The following is a 22,882-nucleotide window of genomic DNA, read 5'->3' as shown; positions in this document are numbered from 1 at the left end:
GACTTATACATATGGATCGTATGTTTCGTGTATTAGGTTTTTGGACAGGTATATTTGCTGTTATGTTTTATATTGGTCACATGGATGAAGTAGCATTGCTTTTCTTCGCTCAAACGGCCTTCTTTATTATTTTAGGTTATTTAAAACTAACTGAGCGCATGTATCTTTATATATTTGGTGCTTACTTAACAATTTTTTTCGCGGGCTTCACATACTATACTACATTCTTTATGGTACCTGGCGCAGGACATTAAGAGATTATAATCAAGAACAAAAAGCGATGGTTTTCCATCGCTTTTTGTTCTGATTATAACGAACTTTTTCATTTAAGGTTTTAGAATACTTCCACATACTAAAGATACAACCCAATGTAGAAGTATACCTATAATTTTTAACACATATAGTTTTTTTCCCAAGCTATATCCATGTTTTTTTGCATCATGATGACGTGAAAATATGAACTTATCCCGCCATCTAAAATTAAACTTCTTATCGCACGATTTCTTTTGCTAACTTCAGAAAAAGGATTCGTATCATTATTGTCTTGTAAATATTGTAATATACCAGCCTCAAGCAGAAATTGATCCTGCCTCAACATAGCGACGTCGGTAAATCCAGCCTTACGGTAGTAATATTTAACGGCATCAAGATGAACGTGTGACGTGATGTCCATATTTCCTGGGTTTAATAGAGGATTATTAATGAGCTGATGACGGTGGTATCCTCTAAGACTTCCTCTCATATGAGCAGGATGTTGCCATTCTTTATGTGTATAGCCATAATCCACAGTATATACAACCGCTTGTTCTAGATTGCTACTAAGCTGGTGGATAAAACTTTTCATCTGCAACGGAATTTCAAAGCGTTGACCATTAGTTAATTCAATGTTCTGTTCTTCTAAATATTTGATAATTTCTTTATTTGAAAGCGGTACGTAGTATTCTTCGATTTCGTTGTCATCATTTAGTGTCACCATAACCTCATGTAATTCCTCATTACGTTTTTCAATTACTTCAACTGGAAAAGCATCGAATAATTCATTCGTAAAAACAATCCCCTGATAAAAAGGGTGATTTTCACAGAACTGTTGAAGATGTTCAAACTGAATCACTTTATCTTGTTCATTTATGAGCAGCTGCCTTTGCAGCTCACGATGATATGGACTAGTTTCAATCAATATATATGTAAGTTGCTCATACGTCTGGGGAGATCTTTCTTTCCATTCTTCTAGTACCGATTTTGCAAATCGACCACTGCCTCCACCAATTTCAACAATTGTTGGGGACACTTTTTGCTGTTCAACTAAATCAATAAATATATTAGTAAACAAGACAGCAAAAACATTCGAAATATTACTACTCGTTATAAAATCACCTTTCTTACCGATCTTAGTTTGTTCTCGCATATAATAACCATAATTAGGATGATACAATGCTAATTCCATAAATTGTGCAAAAGAAATCATCTTGTTTGGACTTGAACTAATCGCATCTTTAATAATAGTGTTCATATTCACCATAGTATTAAAACCCGTTTAAAAAAGGATTGCTACTCATTTCAATTTCTATTGTCGTTTCTGGTCCATGACCAGGTAGCACAATCGTATCTTCAGGAAGAGATAATAATTTTGCATGAATGCTATCCAGTAATTGCTGATGGTCTCCACCAGGTAAATCAGTACGCCCTATACTACCAGCAAAGAGTGTATCACCAGAAAAAACCGTCTTAATACTTTCACAATAAAATGATAAACTTCCAGGAGAATGCCCTGGTGTTTCAAAAACAGTAAAATGAAATGATCCGATCGTTAGTTGTTGTTCCTTGTCAATGATTACGTCAGCAGGTCTATCACAAACAACAGCGCCTAATGAAAAAAATGCTGAACCATTCAATGAAGCATTTGTAAGCCAATCTTGTTCAGCTTTATGGATATAAACAGGGACACCCCACTTTTTTCTTACATCTTCAACAGCACCTATATGATCAAAATGTGCATGGGTAAGAACAATTGCTAAAGGCTGCAGAGATTTTCTTGTTAATAATTCATTAAATGAATCTCCTTCACTTCCTGGATCAAAGATAATACACTCATTTTGTTCATTTCTAAGGATGTAAGCATTTGTTTGTAAGGGACCTAGCGGAATTTGCTCCCAATTCATCATTTTGTATTCCTCCATTGCAGTCATTCTAATCTTATTTTACACTAATTAAAGATGCTCAGAAAGATCGAAATAAGGTTGACTTTTAAGGAGTGTAGAAATTGATCACATATTATGGAGTAGAAATGCCGGAAGAAGTAGATGACTCTACTCATTTATTAGAAATAACAGCAATAATAAGTAACATTACCACTTTTGATTTTGATCAACAGCTGTTACTTTTTTCTGATTCAGAAGATGCTATATTAGCGAAAAAATATTTATTAACATATGATTATGATATAGAAGAGTACGTTTTATATCATGCAGAAAAAATAATACCAACTACTATTTTTACTGATTATGGATTTATATCTGAAAAAGGTAAATACTATATATACAAAGATATGGTTTCTCCCTTTACCGTGAAAAGTGGTAAACCACAACAAATTGAAATGGCATTAATAGAAATAAATGAGTTTGTGGTTGCAATCGAGGATGGCCAGAAGATCATATATTTTGTTGATAAACAACACATCGAGTTAATATGTGGTATCGCTAAAGCTTATGACATAGAAGTGTCATTTTTTCATCTCGACAAATAAGATGAAAACGATTAAAATATAATAGGAATGTTTTGAGCCTTTACATATAAGCTAATAAGATCTAAAGGAGGCACAAAGATGGTACAGATGGGACTTGTCTTCATATTTGGGTTAGTTACAATTTTGGCAGCAATTGGAGTTGTTAGCTCACTTAAAAACAAAAATTTCCTAGGATTCTTTTTTGCTTTTGGAACAGTCGCTGTATTTGGTTTCTTTACTGTGATGACGGTTATTAATCATGGCTACCCTGCAGTTGCCCACTAAAAAGAGCTAACAAAATAATTAAACCATCGATCAAGTAAATCGATGGTTTTTTATTTTTTCGCGTAAACTTTGTTGTTATACTCCCTAATTAGAAGATAAAAATATCGGGCTATAGAAGAAAATATGACACGAAATCTAGTTGAATACATGTGTATTTTATTATTACGAAAAACAATAATTTATGCGAAAACAGCCTTTATATAAAAGAAATTACTCGCAGAAAACTTATTATAGCTGAACAAGTTCATAGATATTTTTGTCATTAAGATTAATAATTTTTTCATTATAGTATCCATACAAACAAAGCTCACCATTTGGCGACATATTAATCGGTAGATTTGCTATATTTGACAAGATTGATTTTTTTTCACCAGTTAGTACGGAATAGGTAATTAACTCAAAATCATCGTGATAGCTATCATAATTACCACTACCGTATGGAGCAAACGTGATAAATTCATCCTTACTTTCAATAAAGTCAAAATAAGGGAAAAACCATTGTGAATAAAGAGCTAACAGCGGAATTTCCATTTGGGTCATTTTGTTAATAGGACTAACTTGATAAAAGGAATAATAAGCAATGCTGTCACCATCTGTTGTAATTGTCATTAAGAGATTATTTGTAGTGGCATACATCGAAACATCCTCTATCAAATGCCGTCCTTGTTTCGTTTGTAGGTTTTGTTCATATAAAGGTGCCGAGTAAGATGGTTCATCTTGGTTCCACTTTAAATATGTAACTTCTTCAATTCCAGCCCATTGAATAAATGGTATATCTATTGTATTTTCTTGAACACTCTGTTTAGAAACATTTAACAAATAAGTTTCAAAGGACCAATCAGCAAAAAAAGTCGTTACATATAATAGCTCAGGGTTATAAGGGTTCCATTCATAGTTTAATTCGTAAGAACCTGTAGCCCACTTGAATACCTCTTTCCCTTCCTTATCAACAATAACAAGCTCTGCCTCATACGTAGTCGGTAAAGTATGTAGCAAGAAATAACTTTGATTATGGTTCCCTTTTATTGTTGAAATTTCTGAGCTACTCTTATATAGTTGTTCCTTTTTCCCTGAGTAGATATTGTGCTTATACACAGTAGAACCTTCATTCTCGTTAGTAATATACAATATCGTCGTATCATCGTACCAATCCCCAACCGTTTGAATACTGCGTTCATCAACATCAATTGGTTGAATTGCTGAATTGGGTGTATACAACTGGTCTATTTTCCCTTTAGTTAGATCATTTACAAATCTTAATGAAGGTTGTTTATCTATCGTTTTTGTACCATTATTTATAAAACAACCAGTAACCACTGTTACAACTATGATTAAAGAAAAAACAAACCAAAACCAACGCATATTATCGTTCACCTCACCTACTTGTATATACGATTATGATGCGTGAATGGTTTCATTTCAAGAAGAAAACTTAAAAATCACATATACATAGAAGCTAGAAAGATTCCAACCGTTTTATTATAAATTTCATCAAACTGAGATAACGGCAATGGATTTATTCCTCTTCCAAGTTCTATAGTAAAACCTGATCTTCTCCACTCTTGGATAAACCAATCTTTGTAGCCTGCGTGGCTATCAACGTACCGTACCGCTTTATATCCACTCGCCCTAACGAATTCTTTTACAATTGCTTCTGAGTATGGAGGCTCATAACCTTCATATCCCCAATAAATCTCTTCTCCTTGTGTATGGAATGCTAGCACTCTGTCAAAATTGCGGATTTCTGTTAGTTTTTCCATTGCTATTGCTTCAGGTTCTGTTAATGGGGCATCACCAGGATAATCTCGAGGAGCTGGTGCCTTTGGCTTTTTACGTTCTTTTTCAATTTCCCAATTTGCTGGATATTGATTATTAAGGTCAACACCTCTAATATTTGCTTTCCAATCAGAAAAATTCATACTTCCGTTATTTATTTGAACTACTTCAGTTTTATAAGGCATTTGGTTTGGTGGGCCGTTAATGACAAGATTGACACCATCAGGATTTACCATTGGGACAACTGACAGCATAACTGAATCATATAACTTCTGTGTTAAAATTCCACGAATGTACCCACTATTTGTGAGTGATAACAGATACTCATTTAAAAATTGCATAATTATAGCTGTTGTTATCCATTCATTCGCATGAAAAGAACCGTTCCAATGAACTTTTTTTGGACCTCTGCCAATGATAAGTTCGGGTATGTTTGAATTTAATACTGATTTCCCAGCTTCATTTAATTTAATAAATGGGTATGCCTTACATAGTTTATTAATATCTCTAACCAATGCTTGATAATCGTATAAGGTATTAGTATGGATGACACCATTTGAAATGAAAATAGGAATATAAATTTGTTGGCCAATATTTAACTTATTCGGATTTACGTGTTGATTTACGAGTAATAAGGCATCGGTTGCTAAATTAAACCTATGCGCAATATTCCAATACATGTCCCCTGGTTTAATTGTATATGGTCTTAAAGTAAAGCCTGGTATTTTCACCTCATCTCCAATAGACAAAATATTAGGCTTCTTATGTGGATTGGAATCAATGATAAGTTGCAGAGGAATCTGAAATAATTGGCTGAAATACCATAATGTATCACCTTTTCTTACCAGAACTTTCAATAGTAATTCCTCCTTATATCTTGTTACCACAAGGCTCTTTTCGTACATTTTGTGTTTATACGAAATTACCACAGTGAAAAGAAGTTTTATGTGACTATCATGAAAAGATATATTATAGACGTGTCCGTGTTTATTTATTAGTGTGGAAATAGCCTTTTTTAAACTTGTTATCGTGTTGAACTACATTCGTTTATTGAGAAAAGCTTTTATGGGAATGTCATTGTTTATAGAAGAAAAAATGCCATAAGAACTAGTTATACGTGATAATTGTAGTAAGGGAAGCTATAACGAATGTGAAAACAGCCTAATACAACAATATGAGTATCAATAGTAAAACATGAATAAAAACGCTATGACCAACTTCATATGGCCATAGCGTTTAGTATTTCATTCGGTGTTTAATAAGCTCATTACTATTTTTCTTCTGTTAAATTTTCATTATAAGATGTTCCATCGTAAAACCTTAATAAATCCCCGTAGACAATGTTATCAGAGTACTCTAGCTCCTGCTTCGCTTTTTCTTCATAAGGCTCACACTTAGAACCATCCGTCTCTTCGCCTGTCTCTTTATCATAGCATGTAGATTTTGTATATACATAATCTTCAGTAATAAAGCTTCCATCTCTAAGCACAATAAAATCTAGTTTATCTTCTGAGAAAATATCAGATCCGAAGTGCACATCATCCTTCGTATCGACACCTAATAAATGCAGAAGTGTTGGCTTCACGTCAAGTTGACCTGTTACTTTAGAAATCATTTCTGGATTTTTATCAGTCACACCCGGTATATGAATAATGAATGGAACCTTTTGTAATTGTACGACATCTAACGGTGTGATGTCCTTCTCTAAAAACTCACCCATCGCTTTATTATGGTTTTCTGAAATACCATAATGATCACCATAAAACACGAGAATAGAATTTTCATATAAACCTTCTTGCTTTAATTGTTCAACAAAGCTTTTCAATGATTCATCCATATATCTTACCGTTGGGAAATAACGATTAAGTGTACGACTGTTTGACGTAAATTCATCTACCATTTTATCTTCTTCATCTAGCTCAAATGGGAAATGATTTGTTAACGTAATAAATTTTGTATAAAACGGTTGAGGTAATGTTTTAAGCTTCTCAACAGATTGATCAAAAAACTCAATATCTTTCAATCCCCAACCAATTGAATTTTCTTCGTTCACATCGTAATCTACTAATGAAAAGTAACGGTCATATCCAAGGTTAGGATAAATAACATCACGATTCCAAAAGCTTTTATTATTTGCATGAAAAACTGCGGAATAATAATCTTCTTCTTCTTTTAAAATCTCTGGTGTTGCACGGAACTCGTTTTCAGCATTCGTGAAGAAAACAGCTCCTCTACCTAAAGGATATAACGAGTTTTCAACTAAAAATTCTCCATCAGATGTTTTCCCTTGACCTGTCTGATGGTAAAAATTATCAAAGTAATAGCTTTCTTCAATTAAATCATTTAAAAATGGTGTAATTTCCTCGCCATTAATTGTTTCGTTAATCACAAAGCTTTGCAAAGATTCCATTGAAACCATAATGACATTGCGATCCTTTGCTATGCCAAAAAGGTCTTCATCTGGCTCTGTGTAATTTGCATTTAAATAGTTCTCAATTTCAACAAATTCACTGCTGTCTGCAAATGCTCTTTGTGCTTTTGTTTTTGACGTTAACACAAGATCATATATGTGATAATTGTACGACCCGATATTTTTCACAAGCATTTCACGATCAAATGTACGGGTTAACAACTGAGGACGTTCTGTTTCTGCAAGACCTAAGTTAAAAAATACAACTGCTGCGACCATTAAAAAATATGCCCTACGTTCTCTGTTTGTAAAAGTTGTTAGTGATGTACGTATATTGTTTTTACGCATAATGAAATATAAGATGAGCACATCTACAAACATAAAAATGTCAGTCACATGTAATAACTCAAAGATACTATTACCTAAATCTGCTAGATTATTAGCTTGAAAGAGTAAAGGTATCGTAATAAAATCTGTAAACTCTCGATAATACATTACATTTGCGAATAGGATAAATGAAACAATAAAACTCGTAATAAGAATATATCGATTACGTCTTTTTTCTTTAATAAACAGTGCTATACCAAATACAATGAGTAAAAAGCTTAATGGGTTTATAAAAAGAATAAATTCTTGCTTCCAAGATTCAATTTTAATATCAAAACTAGTTTTATAGACAATATATGTCTTAATCCATAATAAAACTGTTGCTATAAGAATTATAGACATTTTTGACAATGATGATTTTTTCATACTGAATTCCTCCCTAGATCATTGCATATCTAATGGAAAATTTTTTGTATTTTTTTACATTTATAGGCTATTAACAAAAACAACTAATGGTTATCTTAATACTTTTTTTACTAAAATGCAAATTAAAATTAACTATCTACTGTTAAAATAATCTTTTTATCTTATTCACCGGTTACTATAATTAGACGAATGAACTAACAAAAAGTTTCATGTACTTTTATATTCAGAATTGTTCCAATAATAACACAACCTAGATGAACCATCTTTCTACAGCTTTTATGTTGCGCTATTTCCGCTGTTGCTGCGCTAACTTGTGTGTAGCCATACAATGACATAAAAGCGTTCGTGGTAGCTGTTCTTATCAACGGTCAAATCTAAAAACATAACATCCTTCTACTTAACAGTTAACAAAGGTTATAAAAAATAGCCTAAGTATAATAAACATGACAAGTTAACGAGAATCAATGTTAGTAAGAAATGCAAATTCAACTGAATATAAATGAACTGTAACTCTAATCCTTTAAAGAAAGTTAAATGTGTACTAATAGTTATAGTACAGAATATACAATACTTTGTCTTACTCTTCTTGTCAATGGGTATATCTAACACATCGACATTCAACTATCTATAATGAGTGTAATATACTTGTATTACATCTTCTATCGTTATAGATGTCATTTTCCTTACAATGTTGTCACATAAATGAAAACAATGGACTCCTTTCTAGGTGAAAAAAAGTCGTTTTACTCAACCGTTTTGTAAAAAAGATGCTATGAGCACTAAGATACTAGGTTCAATTTTCAGTTTGTAAAGCATTAATCAATGTAATAAAGGAGAAACAAAAAAAGGTTGACCATGTGTCAACCTTTGCGTTTTCCCCTATTGTTTATACATTCTTTTTTACTAACCATGCAGCTCCAATTACCCCGGCATCATTTCCTAAAGTAGCTAAAGAAATAGATACACCTTGTGCTACCCTTGGAAAAAGAAATTGATTGAATTGTTCAGTTACTTTATCCACTAAAATTGCGCCTGCGTGTGATACACCGCCGCCAATAATTATTTTTTTAGGGTTTAAACCATTTGCTAAACTAGCTAAAACAAATCCTAGATGAAAGGCCATATAATCAATTACTTCAAGTGCCAATTGATCTCCTTCTTTTGCCGTATCAAAAACTAGTTTTGCTGAAATTTGTCCTTGCTGTTCTGAAAGCTCTCTTAATTTACTAGGAACGGTTGTTTGTTGAAGTTTTTCCTTAGCTACGCGAACGATTCCAGTTGCAGAAGCAATTGTTTCAATACACCCTTTTTTTCCACAGCTACATAAAGCACCATTTTCTAGTACAGAAGTAATATGACCAATTTCTCCACCTGCACCATTTATACCGTGGACGAGTTCACCATTAGCAATAATACCTCCTCCAACTCCAGTTCCTAACGTAACACAAATTAAGTCTTCAGCTCCTCCTCCTGCTCCCTTCCACATTTCACCAGCAGCAGCATTATTTGCATCATTATCGACAATAACGGGAAGGTCTGTTATCGCTTCCAAGTGACTTTTTAGAGAATAATTTTCCCAGCCTAAATTTCCAGCTACGTATACAACACCTGTTGCTGTATTTACTGGACCAGGAGCACCTACACCAATTCCAATTAATTCTTTTCGAGATTTTTGTAGCTGTGCTAGTTTATTATCTATAGCCTGCGCTATATGGTTTACTATATGTTCTCCATTGTCAGAAATATCTGTAGCAATTTCCCATTTTTCAATAATATTCCCTTCATTATCAACAAAGGCTAACTTTACTGTTGTTCCTCCAATATCTACGCCAACATACCATTTATTATCCATTCTATCTTTCATTCCTTTTATTAAATAAGTTTATCAATCGATACTACAAGAACTTTCTTTAAATGTATAAAAAATAATTGCTTTATACGTTTTATGCCCCGTCTTTCAAACGTTGAACTTCTTGACGAAGTAACAGTAGTGCCATCTGGTAGTCCTTTACATCTACAAGCTGTGATTGATATAGCTCTTTTAATTCAGATTCCATTAATTCAAGATCGGCAATTCTATCACCAATGTATATTATTGTACCATATTTTTTTAATAATTGTTGAACGTCATACAATGTCCTCATAATAATTATCTCCTAACGTCAGACTATTTCAAATCACTTGTACATCACTTACTTTATAAAGAAATAGCTTAGTTCGTCAAGCTGAATAACAAATAACAAAAAATGAGTGCCAAAGATGACACTCACGACAAATTAATTCTTTAGTTCGAGTGGGATTTTCAAATATGTGGAATAATTCCCCATGATTTGCTCCATACCCACATTATTTAACCATTTTACTAGCGATCGGGATCTTTTGGATGTAAAATTGTAGGTCTCCTGTTTTTCAATGGAATCGGCGCACGAACTAATACATCTCTGAAAGCTCGATAAGAGAAAGGTAAAAATGGCCACAAATAAGGTGTGTGGAATGATTTCATACGTGCTAGCATCACTAGCCATATCGTAATACTAATAACAAAGCCTGCTAGACCAAAAGTGGCAGTAAATAATAAGATTGCAATTCTTATTAACCTATTTGCCATACTCATTTCATAGCTAGGTGTGGCGAAAGTTCCAACAGCTACAACAGCAAAATAAAGAACAACTTCATTAATAAATATACCCACTTCAATTGCAACCTGACCAATTAAAATAGCTGCAACTAAGCCTAGCGCAGTTGCTAATGAAGATGGAGTATGTATAGATGCCATCCTTAACATATCCATACCTATTTCTATTAGCACAATCTGTAATAATAACGGAATTTCTCCTACATCCTTTGGAGCTAAATATTCCAGTCCTTCTGGTAATAAATCAGGATGGCTTGCAAATAAATACCACAATGGTAAAAGAAAGAGCGATGCCCAAATTGCTACAAAACGCACAAGACGCAAATACGCTCCTACAATTGGTTTATTTCGATATTCCTCTGCATGCTGTAAGTGATGCCAAAATGTTGTAGGCGTAATTATTACGCTAGGAGAACCATCGACAATAATAATGACATGTCCTTCATAAATATGAGCTGCTGCGGTGTCAGGTCTTTCCGTGTATCTAACTAACGGATAAGGGTTCCAATGTCTACCTGAAATAAATTCCTCAATTGTTTTTTCTGCCATAGGTATACCATCTGTATCTATTTTATTTAATGACTGCTTTATATCTTCTACTAGTCCTGTGTCCGCGATATCCTCTAAATAACAAATACATATATCTGTTTTTGACCGTCTACCAACTTGCATATACTCCATACGTAATGTTCGGTCACGTATTCGTCTCCTTGTCAATGCAGTATTAAAGACTATTGTTTCAACGTAACCATCCCTTGCACCTCGAACAACACGTTCAATATCTGGTTCCTCTGGACCCCTGACAGGATATGTTCTCGCATCAATGATAATGACATGTTCAATACCATCAACGACTAATGCTGTAGGCCCTGCCAACACAGCATCTACTACAGTCTCTAAATTATCTGTCTTTTCAACCTCCACATAAGGAATATAAGTTTTTAGAAGCTTTTGCAATACATCTTTTTCAAGTTGTTCTTCTGTTAACTCGGATAAGATTTTCATCAAATAATGGAGTATATCATCTTTAGCAAATCCATCAATTAAAAATAAGGCCATATCTCTTTTAGCATATTCAACGTCTAAATGAATTACATCAAAGCTCTTCTCAACACCCAATTCCTTGCGTAAAAATTGTATATTTTCAGCTATGTTTTCTGAAACAGGTGTTACTTTAGTTCTCATATCCATCTCATCACCACCAAACAAACTTCTTCCACCATCATTGACTCTATTTCAAAAAAAAATACCTTTGAATGATCTATTAGTGGATATTTGTACAAGTTGATTCATACATATTTATAAAATACCTGTTAATGGTTATCTACAACTATTTATCAAATAGGTAGTTTTATAGTGTATAAAGATTTACTAAGATAGTAGCAATTTTCGTATTATTTGTTGTTTTTCTTACTAAGTACCAAAAATAAATCCAGTTATCGTTTGTAGTATCCTTGCATCTTTCATCAATGACCATCTAATAAAATCTATTTCTGGATGTTCTAAGTTGGTAACAATTGCAACGATGTTTTCGCATAGAGTAAGTCCTAAAATATGAGTTAGCTAGTTAGTTAACATCTTTACTATGCTACGGAGGGTTAGTATGAAGAGACGATCGTTTTTTATCATTTTAGCTCTTTTTTCAATTTTCACAGCAATACTGTTCGTTTTTGTACAACATGACACTACACAAGAAAGCATCATTTACTTCCCTATAGATCCTGATGTAACGTTTACTCATACAGACAGCACACTTACGCTATTGGATAAACCAAAAAATAATAAATATATCATTGAATGGGATGTCACCTCAGTTTTAGATAGAGAAGCGTATTTAAGACAAGATATTTCTTTGCTGTATGCGAATGGGAGATTATTAGATACTCTCTCAGAGTGGGAGGATTACAGTGAGAAAATTGCCCAATACAAAAAAATCCAAGCGGATGAAAGCAGATACTTTGTGACAATCTCCTACCATCATGCTGAATTACATAATGATGATTTGAACATTAAAAGTAGCCAACAAATGAGTTTTGACGAGCTGTACGTAATTAATTCTTTATTTGCCCCCCTGCAATCATTTCGAATAGCGGAAAATAAGGAACAAAAGGAGTGGAAGTATGTTTTAGATCATGCTGTAAAACAGCAATTACAGTATAGTTGGAAGCGTTTAGTAGATCATTTTCAATTACCATTGAAAAATTATATACAAATTCCTCTTTCAGACATTGTACTATTTAATGACAAACCATTCATTAATAATAATGCTGAAAAGTCACAACAAATCCTGGGTAATTTATGGGAGGGGTTATACAAAAATTATTTCCTGGGCATTAAAAAAAAGGATGGTACCATTATAGAGCCAGTTGGTAGTACCATACCTCTTATTTTACTTAGTAAAGATTATACTCATCTGATTATTTTAATTGAAACAAGAGATGGTGAAGCTGTAAAACTTATTCAACAGATTCCTTCGAATTCATAAGTTGTGTATATAATTCTTTATAATCTTTATTATTTGGTTTTATATCTAATGCATCTTCCGACAACTCTAAAGCTTGTTCATAGTTACCTTCATGTGTATAAATCAATGCTAAATTAAAATAAGCCTCATCATATAACGGATCTATATCAATTACTGTTAGTAGGTTTTGTTTAGCTAAATCAAAGTTACCTTGTTTTATTTCTATATAAGATAATAAAAATAGTTGGTCTGCCTCATATTGATGGTCTTGTGATGTATTTCGCAATAAATCATAAGCCGCTTGGTAATCCTCCTTGTCTATATACTCTTGGGCAACTGACAGGGATACAGCAGGATCAAATTTAGGGTAAGAAAAACCTAAATAGGCAAACACAGAGACGAAAATCACAGTAGTTAATAAGAATATCGTCTGCTTCACTAAGTGCTTATGTTTAGGTAAATGGACAATACTTGCCGCCAAGAAACCACCTATAAGCCCTCCTATGTGTCCTGCATTATCAATTGATGGTACGCTAAACCCAAATAATAAATTGATGCCGATCACTATAAGTATATTCATACCCATTGTTCTAAAAAATAAGTTAGGATGTATAACTCCAAAAAATAACAAAGCACCAAAGCATCCAAAGATCGCCCCGGATGCTCCTGCTGATAGTGAGGAACTTAAGGCAAAGCTTAGCAAAGTTCCTGAAAAACCAGCAAACATATAAATGATAAAAAATCTCGTGCTACCAAATATTTTTTCAACCGCGGATCCTAAATAAAATAATGCTACGGTATTCATAAGCAAATGTAAGAAGCCAATATGTAAGAACATTGGAGTAAAAAATCTCCACCACTCACCTGCCAGAATTGATGGATTGTATTTTGCCCCAAACTTCATTAATACTTGAGAACTTTGACTCCCACCACTAAATTCCAATAAAAAAAACATTCCTAATTGAATCATAATAAAAATATATGTCCATCTTGGTTTCCCATACTGAAACAATTGTTGCTCTGTTTTGACCTTTTGTTGTGCAACTGTAAATACTTCTTTTTTTAGATTTTCTAACAACAATGGCTCTGTTAAAATCTTATCCGTGTCAACATGTGGATGAAATTGCAGTAAATGTGATATATCACTTAATCCCTGTTGAATATTCTCTGAATGAATAACAAATGAATGTACTTTCGTTTCACTATTCTTGCCAGCAACTAGGGGCTCTTTAGTTCGAAATTCCCAGTCATCAACAGGGGGGAAAGTTGATATGTACAAATTTACAACTTCTAAACCTCTTCTAATCGTTTTTCTACGTAAGCTATCGACTTTTTGTAGAACTACTTGCATGTCACGCTCGAGCCAATTACTCCAATCAAGGTCATGCCGCAATATTCTGATTACTCTCTTTTTCTTTCTTGTCGTCGGCTCCAGCCAAATTTCTTGGTGGTCATTTGAGACAGTTAGGATCCTATAATTTTCTTGAACTACTAATTGATTGATGATCCCCCAGTACAAAACGTCTTGCTTAGAATTCAATTGGTAATCTCCCCTCTGAATTGTTTGAATATTAGTCACTAAAGTAATCTTTCTTATAGGCTGTATTCGCATAGATTGTTGTTAATCCCACTAACAACAAAACTGGAATACAACTTGTTATGGTGCTATCTTATCTTCTCTAAAACGACATCCAAGGAATGATAGCAAACAAAGTTTACTTAAAAGTCCTTCTATAGTAATTTCTATATATGAAGCAATTCGGAAAGTTCATCAATTTGTCTACAAGTTCCGTAGATGCAATCAGCTGTAGAAGGCTGTTGATTTCTTGTATTAAAATAAATTGCATCCCATCCTGCTTGTTTAGCACCTAACACGTCCAATTCCCATGAATCACCTATGTATAGTGCTTTTTTCACTTCCATATTCACAACGTTTTTCGCGTGATCAAAAATTTGCTGTTGTGGTTTTTCAACACCTACATCTTCTGAAACAATCACAAATTCCTTTGGAAATATTGTTTGCAAACCCATTTGTATAATCTTTCTATATTGTATATCCATTTTACCGTTTGTGATGACAACGAGTCGAAGTTGCTTTTGCACTAAATTTGATAAAATTCTCGTAATCCCATCTATTGGTACTGTATATTTACTAACTACCCGGTCAAATTCTTCTTGAAATTCGTCTGCCATGTTTTTTGTTACAGGTAGTCCAAGCTCATTAGCTGAATGAACGAAGCGCTTACGCCTGTATTCCTTTCTAGACATGCAATTATTTTCGTATAGATGCCAATACATGTCACAATATTTTTTGAAAACAGGAAACCATATATCTGCTTCAATTTTGTTGTGAAGATGGTTTGTGTACATATATACTTTATAACAATGTATCATTGCTCTTTGAAACGTTCTTTCATAATGAACAATTGTATTATCCAAATCAAATCCAATTAAATCCCAATACATATGTACCCTCTTTTTTTTCTTAGGATGTTCCCTCTTTGAGTGTCGTTTTTCGTATACAATAAGAAATTCCAAATACACAGGGCGGGTGTCATTTTTTAAAACCTGTTTTCGTATAGTTTGTTGTTTTACATATAAAAAAATAAACACGTGTACAACTAGATTTGCTGTTGTGTTGAACGTATTTTAAGAACGATAGCAACAAGGTTTACGAAAAGAACCTTTCTTATTAAGACGAATAATATTAAATATTCATCTAGCTGTTCTAATTAAGTAAAGGCTGTGGTAGCTTACTTTTCTAACGGTATTAATACCCTAAAAACCCCTTTTAGTTATTAGCTACATCAAATAGAAAGCTCTGTCTTTTTACCATTATATCTAGTAGTACATATATTAACAAATATAAGCCTTTCGAGTCTAACTAGACTCGAAAGGCTGTGTTAATAAATTGTTCTCTTATAAAAGGAATCTTCATTGTTAATCTGACAAACATTTTGCTAACAAAAGGAATCTGTAACAAAGCATCTGCTACCCTATAACGGTAGCGATACATACAAAACCCAAGTACGATGAGTATAATAAATCGAAAAAACCTTAGTTCCATATGTGCAACCTCCTTAGATATACCTTTTATCTTTTTAAGTCATTTTATCCATAGGATATCCAAAAGGTTAAATGCTTAATTTAATCATGGACATTTAATTACAGAACAAGCCTTTATAAAGGGCAGTTTTCACATACCTTATTTCTTCTTTACTAATAAGGTTTACACACTTTAAAATACTAAATTTCTTGGCAGCCTTTCTACTATAAAATGATGACTGTTGTTTAAAGTGGACATCTTAATCCTCTAGGGCAGGAACATGAGCAACAAGGTTTACGTAAAGAGTCTTATTATAACAATTATCTAGGACCGACTATCTGCTCAATAATAGCTAATCTTCACAAAACTGAAAATAAAAAAAGGGGTCTCCCCCTTTTTATTGTACATATTTAATTTCCTAGCACTGGTCCCATAGTGTCCTTCAAGACTTTGACTGAATGTGAAAACTGTTCTTGTTCAGTTTTATCAAGTTTTAATTCTACGATTTCACGTATACCTTGTCGATTAACGATTGCCGGAACTCCAATATAAACATCCTGCTCACCGTATTCCCCATTTAAGTAAGTAGATACAGTTAAAACAGAATTTTCATTTTGTAATATCGCTTTAGTAAGTCGAACTAAGCCCATTGCTATACCATAATAAGTCGCACCTTTGCGTTCAATAATTTGGTATGCGGCATCCCGGACATTAACGAATATTTCATCCAAATCTTCCTTACTAAATTCATTTTCATCATTTACTATATCTACAATCGATCTTCCACCGATATCTGCATGGCTCCACACTGGTAACTCTGTATCTCCATGCTCACCGATTATATAACCATGAACATTTCTTGCATCTACATTAAAATAATCACCAATTAAATATCTAAAACGTGCTGTATCTAAAATAGTCCCTGAACCAATAATACGTTCTTTTGGTAAACCAGAAAGTTTCCATGTTGCATACGTTAATATATCAACTGGGTTTGCAGCGACGATGAAAATTCCATCAAAACCACTAGCCATTACTTGATCAATAATTGTTTTATAAATTTTAACGTTCTTTCCTACAAGATCCAATCGAGTTTCACCTGGTCTTTGATTTGCACCAGCACATAAAACAACGATGTCAGCCTTTTGACAATCACTATAGTCACCAAACCATATTTTCGTAGGAGATGGCGCAAAAGCAACCCCATGGTTTAAATCCATTGCATCCCCTTCTGATTTTTCTTTATTTAAATCAATTAACACTAATTCTTCCGTTACCCCCTGATTAAGAAGAGCAAACGCATAGCTAGAACCTACTGCCCCAGTTCCTACTAGTACAACACGATTAACATTATTAGCCATAATATATACCACCTTTCTTATATATCAAAAAATTTCTTTGAAAGCATTCTGCAAATAACTTCAACAGTTCTCAATCAACAAAATTTCTCCAAACAAAGTTGATGTTTCCTACGCGAACGAAATATAAATATATCCGCAGATTTTAAACTATAATGATATTGATTATGTTGTTTTCTTTGTTCCTACATTAATAAATATACACTAATTTCTAACGTTTGAAATACTATGTAAGCGTTATATATATTGCGATATTGTTACAATTTTATTCACTGATCAGAGAATGAAAATATTCATTATAACCTAGAGTAAAATGAGCCCACCCAATAGAGCCGAAATTGTGATAGCTAATAAATTTATCATGTCATTATTTAAAAAGTGGAAGCCTTTCAAATGATCGCAAGTTTTACCACAATGTTCTGTTTTTTCAGTAACTAACGAGCACTTTGGGCATTGATATACAACTTGGACAGTTGCCCCGAGTAGTGTATCAATTAAGCTCCCAATAAATCCAAATAAACCAATGAATAGTATCAATAATATCGTCAATTCATTCCAAATCAAGGATGCAAGTATTGCAATAAAATAAGCACCACCTAACGAACTAACAGTACCTAATATTGTCATCGCTCCAGACGTTCCTGGGTCCACTCTCCTCATCGTGGTAATTAAGAAAGGCTTCTTCTTACTCAAAGTACCTAACTCTGAAGCCCACGTATCTGCGTTTGCCGCTGCAATAGATATTAGGAAAAGGTATAGCCAAATATTTACTGGGTCAAAATAATATAACAAACTAGCAAAGGCGGGCACACCCCCATTCGCCAAAACCTGTACCCAATCACGCTCATCACCTTTTGCCACTTTTTCTACTACGAATGCTTTTTTTTCCAGCTTGAACTTACTCCACAGACTTGAACTTACAAAAAAACTACCTAGTATAAATAGTCCTTTCCACCCAAACCCCAAAATAACAATTACCCCAATGATGATTGTTGCAATTGCACCAGATAAAGATAGCGATTTAAGTCTTTTACCGCTAAGAGCCGCTACAAATATGATTGCAAAATAAAATAAATAATTATCATTCATTACAAATAATTTCCTCTTCATTCGTTAGAATTCTTTGTACACGCTTGTCAAATGATTCAGTTGGTAAAGCCTGCACTATTTGAATAGCGAAGGCTAACGAAACTGTATTACCTATATAATTGACTAAATATCGATCATAATATCCCCCACCAAATCCCAGACGATCTCCAGTTTTTGTAAAACACAACCCTGGTACAATTAATAAATCTATATCATGAGATGCTGTCTCTTTTGTTAGTTCCTCTATAGGTTCCTGTAAGCCATAATAAACCATTTCCAGTTGATCAAAAGAGCTAATTTCCCTAAATGTCATCTTCTTCTTTTTCGGATGACATTTTGGTACTACTACTTTTTTATTATGCTTCCATGCTTTTTCTATAATTGGAATTGTATCAACTTCCGGCCTTTTAGATATAGTAATTCCAATTGTATTTGTATCTTTCCACAGACGATGTGAAAACAGGCGTTGAGAGATTAAATGAGACCAATCATGGTAGGTGTAGTCATCTATTTTATGTAAAGACTTTTTCACTATATTACGCAGATGATGCTTTTCTTCCATTATAATCACCTTCAGTATAAATTTCTTAGTACTTGCATTTCCATCATAAACGACAAATGAATGTAATTACATTGCAATTGCTGTATTGATAAAGAATAAAACGGATGGGGCCTATTCTTTAAGTGTAGCAAAAAATCAAATACTTCTAAATGATTTTGCAAAAGGTTGTTTTCAGATAGAAATAAACACGTTCACTACTAGACTAAGAATGCGTGGCCTATTCTAAGGCGATGACAAACATATAAAATTCTTCTCGCGCTTCTAATTTTATAACATAGCAACAAAGCTTACGAAAAGTGCAAAAAAAGTATTAGTTTGCGATTATGAAATTAATTTAAGCGCTATAGATCATTCGTAATTTCCATAAAGTAGATAAAAGTGTTATTAGGAAAATCATAAAAAGACACTAGAATTTCATATAGAATAATGGTATTATTGTATAGTCTGATTTAAAGCTTAATGTTTGGAGGGATATGAACATGCGTGTAAATATTACATTAGCTTGCACAGAATGTGGAGAGCGTAACTATATTTCTAAAAAAAATAAACGAAACAACCCAGATCGCCTTGAGCTTAAAAAATATTGCTCAAGAGATAAAAAATCAACTCTTCATCGTGAAACTAAGTAAGTAGTAGGAATACATTCCTACTGCTTTTTTTATTCTTACCTACTTAAATTGATTCACCTCATCGGGAAATATAGTAAGTCTCCTGTTAACTTTCTTCTACCAGCAAAATGTTTCATATTACTTTATGATGTATAATTCTTTTTTTGACTGCTTTTGAAAAGGTTAATGCATTTCATACTATCATATAAACACATATGTATTTAAGCTTCTTAGCATCTTTTCTACTTGTGAAAATCAGGTGTCCACTATCATTAATACGAATATCAACAAACTTATCAAAAAGAGTCTTATCTTTTTTAACATTTTACAGCTAACTATTACAAAATTATGATATAACAGTATATAGAAATAGAATATTTTGGGGTGATTTGATGGATTATGCAATTGTTATTTTATTCTCTATTGCAATTATTTTACTTATTGTTTCATTTGTTAGTAAAGATAAAGTAGGTGACTTAGAAAAACAAATAGAACAATTATCCTTATCAGTTATGCAAGACAATTATCAAGTGAAAAAGAAACTAAAGATCTTGGAAGAAGAGCTTCTTGTCAACGAAAGTGTGTTACCCAATAACACTTTTCAACAACAAGAAAACAATACGCTACGAACAAAAGCAACGCATGACGCTAAACATGAACAAATTCAATCATTATTGAACCTTGGACAAACTGTTGACGAAATAGCTAAAGAGACTTCATTAACAATAGAAGAGGTTGGAATCATTGTTAATCACCTTAGTAGAATGAGAGGAAATCATGTTGAATAAACATAGTTTACGAGCATTTTCATCTGGTTTAATTACAGCTACTACTGTGTTAGGCTCCATTTACTTTATAACATCAGGCTCAGAACAAACCATCCTTGAAACGACAAGAACAGCTGATCATGTTGTCCCAGAATCTGAAGAGCTTAAAGCTGAAATAAAGTTATTAAAGGATCAAGTAAAAGAACAAAGCTTGATCATACAAGAATATGAATCTAGCGAAAATGTTATTAGTGAAGATAATAATTCAACAAATCAACATGAACCTCAATCAGAACCTATCCGTATATACCATTTACAAGTTAACACTGGTATGACAAGCTCAGAAATTTCTTCAATACTAGAGGAAGCTAAAATTATATCAAACGGTAAGGAACTACAACAATACTTTATGGATCAAAAGCTTACCCGCCAAATTCAGGTTGGAAAGTTTGAGGTTAGCAGTAATATGACAATTGAAAATATTGTAAGTTTATTAACAGAAAAGACGATTCCTGAATAATATGAACTTAATGTTAATAAACCAACCTGAATCATATATCAGGTTGGTTTATTTTTTTCAGTCGTTTTCGAAAAGTTCTTCAAATCTTTTCTTATTCTTGCTCTATTTAATCATTTAACTCGTAACGTTTTCCTTTAACAATATAAAAGATATTTTCCGCAATATTCGTAGCATGATCTGCTATACGTTCTATATAACGACAAACAAACGATAGCTGAGTTATTTGTGACATTTGTTCACTGTTAGTCTTCGTTAACTCGAGAAGCTCTCTAATATTCTCACCATATAACTGATCAACAAAATCATCCATCTCTACAACTTTTTTCGCTAATAGTACATCTTCTGTTTCGTAAGCTTGTATTGCAAGATTTAACATTTGTATAGCATGCTCCTGCATCTTTACGATCTTATCCAATGATTTTATGTGCCTCTTTTCACCAATTCTAATCGTAGCTTTTGCTATATTCACTGCAAAATCAGCAATTCGTTCTACATCTGTAGATACTTTTATTGCTACTATAATTCTTCGTAAATCAATAGCTACAGGTTGTTGCTTTGTAATTAACAAAATAGCAAAATCATTTATTTCTTCGTCTAATAGATCTATTGGTGTATCGTCATCAATGACCGTTAATGCCTGATCAATATTTTGAGTAGTGAGTGCTTCTATTGACTCGTTTAATGCTTGATCTGTAAGTTGACCTAGCTCTACTAATTTATCCTTTAGTACTTGTAAATCAAGTTCAAATGCTCCTCTTACAACCATGCTTTTCTCTCCAATCATATATGGATTACCTTATATTACGGTTAAAAGTCCTGGGAAAATCTTTATTTATACAAAACTGACTAATTCAAAGTTGCAATCGGCTTCCTTCATCATGAAATACGATTTCAGCGTATACTAATAGCTTCAAAAAAGTAAATTCTCCACTAGTGGTTCTTCTCTGTCATTTTTTGACCTATTTTTCCAACGCTCTTTACCCGAAGCGACCAGTTATATAATCTTCAGTTCGTTTATCATTAGGAGTTGAAAATAGTTTATCAGTATTTGAAAACTCAATTACCTCACCGCTTAAGAAAAATGCGGTTTTCTCTGAAATACGAGCTGCCTGCTGCATATTATGTGTAACAATGATAATACTGTACTGTTGCTTTAACTCCTGTATAAGCTCTTCTACTTTTAAAGTAGAGATTGGATCTAATGCTGAAGTCGGTTCGTCCATTAAAATTACATCTGGTTCAATTGCTAAGCACCTTGCAATACAAAGACGTTGCTGCTGCCCGCCTGATAAACCATATGCATTTTCATGAAGGCGGTCTTTTACCTCATCCCAAATTGCCGCTCCTTTTAGACTTTTCTCTACAATTTCATCCAGCACCTTTTTATTTTTAATCCCATGTATCTTTGGACCATATACGATATTTTCGTAAATTGATTTTGGAAACGGATTTGGTTTTTGGAAAACCATCCCTACTTGTGTACGAAGCTCCTCGACCCGATAAGACTTGTCAAAAATATTCTTACCTCTGTATGAAATTTGTCCTGATGTCTTCACAATAGGAATAAGCTCAACCATTCTGTTCAGTGTTTTAATAAATGTCGACTTTCCACACCCAGATGGCCCAATGATTGCTGTTACTTCATTTTCTGCTATATCTAGGTCAATATTTTTTAATGCATGATCTTCTCCATACCATAAATTAAGATTCGACGTTTGGTAGACAATTTCCTTGTTAGCAGATGCCTTCGAACCCGCATCTATTACACTTTTACTATCTTGTTGTTTTACCGTTGTAATGTTCATTGAAAACCCTCCATCATCATTTTATTGTTCTCTATTTTTTAGGCTGCTTTGACTTTTCATAGCTAGAACTAATAACGTTTAA

Annotated in this window: 23 protein-coding genes; 7 read left to right on the top strand and 16 right to left on the bottom strand. The window is 33.2% G+C overall.

All coding sequences use genetic code 11. The features are described 5' to 3' along the window. The first annotated feature begins 11 nt into the window (after window positions 1-11). The gene (locus tag SLH48_RS02240) at window positions 12-254 is read left to right on the top strand and encodes a DUF2626 domain-containing protein (protein ID WP_214480250.1); all 243 of its coding nucleotides are present in this window, start codon (window positions 12-14) and stop codon (window positions 252-254) included. 137 nt (window positions 255-391) lie between these two features. Here SLH48_RS02240 and SLH48_RS02235 read toward each other — a convergent pair whose 3' ends face one another. Both SLH48_RS02235 and SLH48_RS02230 read right to left on the bottom strand, forming a co-directional pair. Beyond that, window positions 392-1,519 (bottom strand): class I SAM-dependent methyltransferase, encoded by a 1,128-nt coding sequence (locus SLH48_RS02235; protein ID WP_320256856.1) that lies wholly within the window; start codon window positions 1,517-1,519, stop codon window positions 392-394. 4 nt (window positions 1,520-1,523) lie between these two features. Beyond that, entirely contained in the window at window positions 1,524-2,159 is a 636-nt protein-coding gene (locus SLH48_RS02230) for an MBL fold metallo-hydrolase (protein ID WP_214480444.1), read from the bottom strand. Window positions 2,160-2,260: 101 nt separating this feature from the next. Here SLH48_RS02230 and SLH48_RS02225 point away from each other — a divergent pair, with 101 nt between their 5' ends. Further along, on the top strand, window positions 2,261-2,743 hold the full coding sequence (locus SLH48_RS02225) for a hypothetical protein (protein ID WP_320256855.1): 483 nt from the start codon (window positions 2,261-2,263) through the stop codon (window positions 2,741-2,743). Window positions 2,744-2,830: 87 nt separating this feature from the next. After that, window positions 2,831-3,007, top strand: coding sequence for a DUF2759 domain-containing protein (locus tag SLH48_RS02220; protein ID WP_214480445.1), 177 nt, complete (start codon window positions 2,831-2,833; stop codon window positions 3,005-3,007). 228 nt (window positions 3,008-3,235) lie between these two features. Here the strand turns inward: SLH48_RS02220 and SLH48_RS02215 are convergent, their stop codons facing one another. The 6 genes from SLH48_RS02215 to SLH48_RS02190 form a co-directional block, all read right to left on the bottom strand. Further along, complete coding sequence (locus tag SLH48_RS02215) at window positions 3,236-4,369, bottom strand: hypothetical protein (protein WP_214480252.1); 1,134 nt, start codon at window positions 4,367-4,369, stop codon at window positions 3,236-3,238. A 77-nt stretch (window positions 4,370-4,446) separates the two neighbouring features. After that, a complete protein-coding gene (locus SLH48_RS02210) occupies window positions 4,447-5,640 on the bottom strand; it encodes a M14 family metallopeptidase (protein WP_320256854.1) in 1,194 nt (397 codons plus the stop codon). Between the two features lie 413 nt (window positions 5,641-6,053). Beyond that, the gene (locus tag SLH48_RS02205; protein WP_320256853.1) at window positions 6,054-7,946 is read right to left on the bottom strand and encodes an LTA synthase family protein; all 1,893 of its coding nucleotides are present in this window, start codon (window positions 7,944-7,946) and stop codon (window positions 6,054-6,056) included. An 886-nt stretch (window positions 7,947-8,832) separates the two neighbouring features. After that, window positions 8,833-9,798 (bottom strand): ROK family glucokinase, encoded by a 966-nt coding sequence (locus SLH48_RS02200; protein ID WP_320256852.1) that lies wholly within the window; start codon window positions 9,796-9,798, stop codon window positions 8,833-8,835. Window positions 9,799-9,889: 91 nt separating this feature from the next. Beyond that, entirely contained in the window at window positions 9,890-10,090 is a 201-nt protein-coding gene (locus SLH48_RS02195; RefSeq protein WP_214480255.1) for a YqgQ family protein, read from the bottom strand. Window positions 10,091-10,308: 218 nt separating this feature from the next. Then, a complete protein-coding gene (locus tag SLH48_RS02190; protein WP_413785383.1) occupies window positions 10,309-11,766 on the bottom strand; it encodes a spore germination protein in 1,458 nt (485 codons plus the stop codon). A 418-nt stretch (window positions 11,767-12,184) separates the two neighbouring features. Between SLH48_RS02190 and SLH48_RS02185 the strand changes: the two genes are divergently transcribed. Further along, on the top strand, window positions 12,185-13,066 hold the full coding sequence (locus SLH48_RS02185) for a hypothetical protein (protein ID WP_214480257.1): 882 nt from the start codon (window positions 12,185-12,187) through the stop codon (window positions 13,064-13,066). Here the strand turns inward: SLH48_RS02185 and SLH48_RS02180 are convergent. From SLH48_RS02180 to SLH48_RS02155, 6 genes are all read right to left on the bottom strand, one after another. Further along, entirely contained in the window at window positions 13,038-14,585 is a 1,548-nt protein-coding gene (locus tag SLH48_RS02180) for a rhomboid family intramembrane serine protease (RefSeq protein ID WP_320256850.1), read from the bottom strand. The two genes, SLH48_RS02185 and SLH48_RS02180, sit on opposite strands and share 29 nt — an antisense overlap. A 203-nt stretch (window positions 14,586-14,788) precedes the next feature. Then, window positions 14,789-15,511, bottom strand: coding sequence for an HAD-IA family hydrolase (locus SLH48_RS02175; RefSeq protein WP_320256849.1), 723 nt, complete (start codon window positions 15,509-15,511; stop codon window positions 14,789-14,791). Between the two features lie 418 nt (window positions 15,512-15,929). Then, complete coding sequence (locus tag SLH48_RS02170; RefSeq protein ID WP_214480260.1) at window positions 15,930-16,112, bottom strand: hypothetical protein; 183 nt, start codon at window positions 16,110-16,112, stop codon at window positions 15,930-15,932. A gap of 389 nt (window positions 16,113-16,501) precedes the next feature. Then, a complete protein-coding gene (locus SLH48_RS02165) occupies window positions 16,502-17,452 on the bottom strand; it encodes an L-lactate dehydrogenase (protein WP_214480261.1) in 951 nt (316 codons plus the stop codon). A gap of 300 nt (window positions 17,453-17,752) precedes the next feature. Then, the gene (locus SLH48_RS02160) at window positions 17,753-18,538 is read right to left on the bottom strand and encodes a DUF92 domain-containing protein (RefSeq protein ID WP_320256848.1); all 786 of its coding nucleotides are present in this window, start codon (window positions 18,536-18,538) and stop codon (window positions 17,753-17,755) included. Continuing rightward, window positions 18,531-19,100, bottom strand: a complete 570-nt coding sequence (locus SLH48_RS02155) for a 5-formyltetrahydrofolate cyclo-ligase (RefSeq protein ID WP_320256847.1) — start codon at window positions 19,098-19,100, stop codon at window positions 18,531-18,533. The genes SLH48_RS02160 and SLH48_RS02155 overlap by 8 nt, the downstream gene beginning before the upstream one ends. A 479-nt stretch (window positions 19,101-19,579) precedes the next feature. Here SLH48_RS02155 and rpmG point away from each other — a divergent pair, with 479 nt between their 5' ends. The 3 genes from rpmG to SLH48_RS02140 all read left to right on the top strand — a co-directional run bounded on the left by rpmG (window position 19,580) and on the right by SLH48_RS02140 (window position 20,995). After that, window positions 19,580-19,729 carry a 50S ribosomal protein L33 gene (gene rpmG / locus SLH48_RS02150; protein WP_214480264.1) on the top strand — a complete coding sequence of 50 codons (150 nt, stop codon included), beginning with the start codon at window positions 19,580-19,582 and terminating at the stop codon, window positions 19,727-19,729. 371 nt (window positions 19,730-20,100) lie between these two features. Further along, window positions 20,101-20,496, top strand: a complete 396-nt coding sequence (locus SLH48_RS02145; RefSeq protein WP_214480265.1) for a hypothetical protein — start codon at window positions 20,101-20,103, stop codon at window positions 20,494-20,496. Further along, window positions 20,489-20,995 (top strand): endolytic transglycosylase MltG, encoded by a 507-nt coding sequence (locus tag SLH48_RS02140; RefSeq protein ID WP_214480266.1) that lies wholly within the window; start codon window positions 20,489-20,491, stop codon window positions 20,993-20,995. The genes SLH48_RS02145 and SLH48_RS02140 overlap by 8 nt, the downstream gene beginning before the upstream one ends. Window positions 20,996-21,101: 106 nt before the next feature. Here SLH48_RS02140 and phoU read toward each other — a convergent pair whose 3' ends face one another. Together phoU and pstB are read right to left on the bottom strand one after the other, a co-directional pair. Further along, window positions 21,102-21,761, bottom strand: a complete 660-nt coding sequence (gene phoU, locus SLH48_RS02135; protein ID WP_214480267.1) for a phosphate signaling complex protein PhoU — start codon at window positions 21,759-21,761, stop codon at window positions 21,102-21,104. A 211-nt stretch (window positions 21,762-21,972) separates the two neighbouring features. After that, window positions 21,973-22,800, bottom strand: coding sequence for a phosphate ABC transporter ATP-binding protein PstB (gene pstB / locus SLH48_RS02130; protein ID WP_320256846.1), 828 nt, complete (start codon window positions 22,798-22,800; stop codon window positions 21,973-21,975). Window positions 22,801-22,882 lie beyond the last annotated feature (82 nt).

Source organism: Cytobacillus sp. IB215316 (genome assembly GCF_033963865.1).
In the GTDB taxonomy this organism is placed as follows: domain Bacteria; phylum Bacillota; class Bacilli; order Bacillales; family SM2101; genus Nanhaiella; species Nanhaiella sioensis.
The sequence above is the reverse complement of the archived record's forward strand: the minus strand, read 5'-3'. Positions and strand labels throughout refer to the sequence as shown.

Bases quoted from the DNA above. Each gene is read 5' to 3' on its own strand.
- SLH48_RS02145 (WP_214480265.1), top strand. From the start codon at position 20,101: ATGGATTATGCAATTGTTATTTTATTCTCTATTGCAATTATTTTACTT.
- SLH48_RS02235 (WP_320256856.1), bottom strand. From the start codon at position 1,519: ATGGTGAATATGAACACTATTATTAAAGATGCGATTAGTTCAAGTCCA.
- SLH48_RS02175 (WP_320256849.1), bottom strand. From the start codon at position 15,511: ATGTATTGGGATTTAATTGGATTTGATTTGGATAATACAATTGTTCAT.
- phoU (WP_214480267.1), bottom strand. From the start codon at position 21,761: ATGGTTGTAAGAGGAGCATTTGAACTTGATTTACAAGTACTAAAGGAT.
- SLH48_RS02240 (WP_214480250.1), top strand. From the start codon at position 12: ATGGATCGTATGTTTCGTGTATTAGGTTTTTGGACAGGTATATTTGCT.
- SLH48_RS02185 (WP_214480257.1), top strand. From the start codon at position 12,185: ATGAAGAGACGATCGTTTTTTATCATTTTAGCTCTTTTTTCAATTTTC.
- SLH48_RS02155 (WP_320256847.1), bottom strand. From the start codon at position 19,100: ATGGAAGAAAAGCATCATCTGCGTAATATAGTGAAAAAGTCTTTACAT.
- SLH48_RS02170 (WP_214480260.1), bottom strand. From the start codon at position 16,112: ATGGAACTAAGGTTTTTTCGATTTATTATACTCATCGTACTTGGGTTT.
- SLH48_RS02220 (WP_214480445.1), top strand. From the start codon at position 2,831: ATGGGACTTGTCTTCATATTTGGGTTAGTTACAATTTTGGCAGCAATT.
- pstB (WP_320256846.1), bottom strand. From the start codon at position 22,800: ATGAACATTACAACGGTAAAACAACAAGATAGTAAAAGTGTAATAGAT.
- SLH48_RS02190 (WP_413785383.1), bottom strand. From the start codon at position 11,766: ATGAGAACTAAAGTAACACCTGTTTCAGAAAACATAGCTGAAAATATA.
- SLH48_RS02215 (WP_214480252.1), bottom strand. From the start codon at position 4,369: ATGCGTTGGTTTTGGTTTGTTTTTTCTTTAATCATAGTTGTAACAGTG.
- SLH48_RS02205 (WP_320256853.1), bottom strand. From the start codon at position 7,946: ATGAAAAAATCATCATTGTCAAAAATGTCTATAATTCTTATAGCAACA.
- rpmG (WP_214480264.1), top strand. From the start codon at position 19,580: ATGCGTGTAAATATTACATTAGCTTGCACAGAATGTGGAGAGCGTAAC.
- SLH48_RS02160 (WP_320256848.1), bottom strand. From the start codon at position 18,538: ATGAATGATAATTATTTATTTTATTTTGCAATCATATTTGTAGCGGCT.
- SLH48_RS02195 (WP_214480255.1), bottom strand. From the start codon at position 10,090: ATGAGGACATTGTATGACGTTCAACAATTATTAAAAAAATATGGTACA.
- SLH48_RS02200 (WP_320256852.1), bottom strand. From the start codon at position 9,798: ATGGATAATAAATGGTATGTTGGCGTAGATATTGGAGGAACAACAGTA.
- SLH48_RS02165 (WP_214480261.1), bottom strand. From the start codon at position 17,452: ATGGCTAATAATGTTAATCGTGTTGTACTAGTAGGAACTGGGGCAGTA.
- SLH48_RS02230 (WP_214480444.1), bottom strand. From the start codon at position 2,159: ATGAATTGGGAGCAAATTCCGCTAGGTCCCTTACAAACAAATGCTTAC.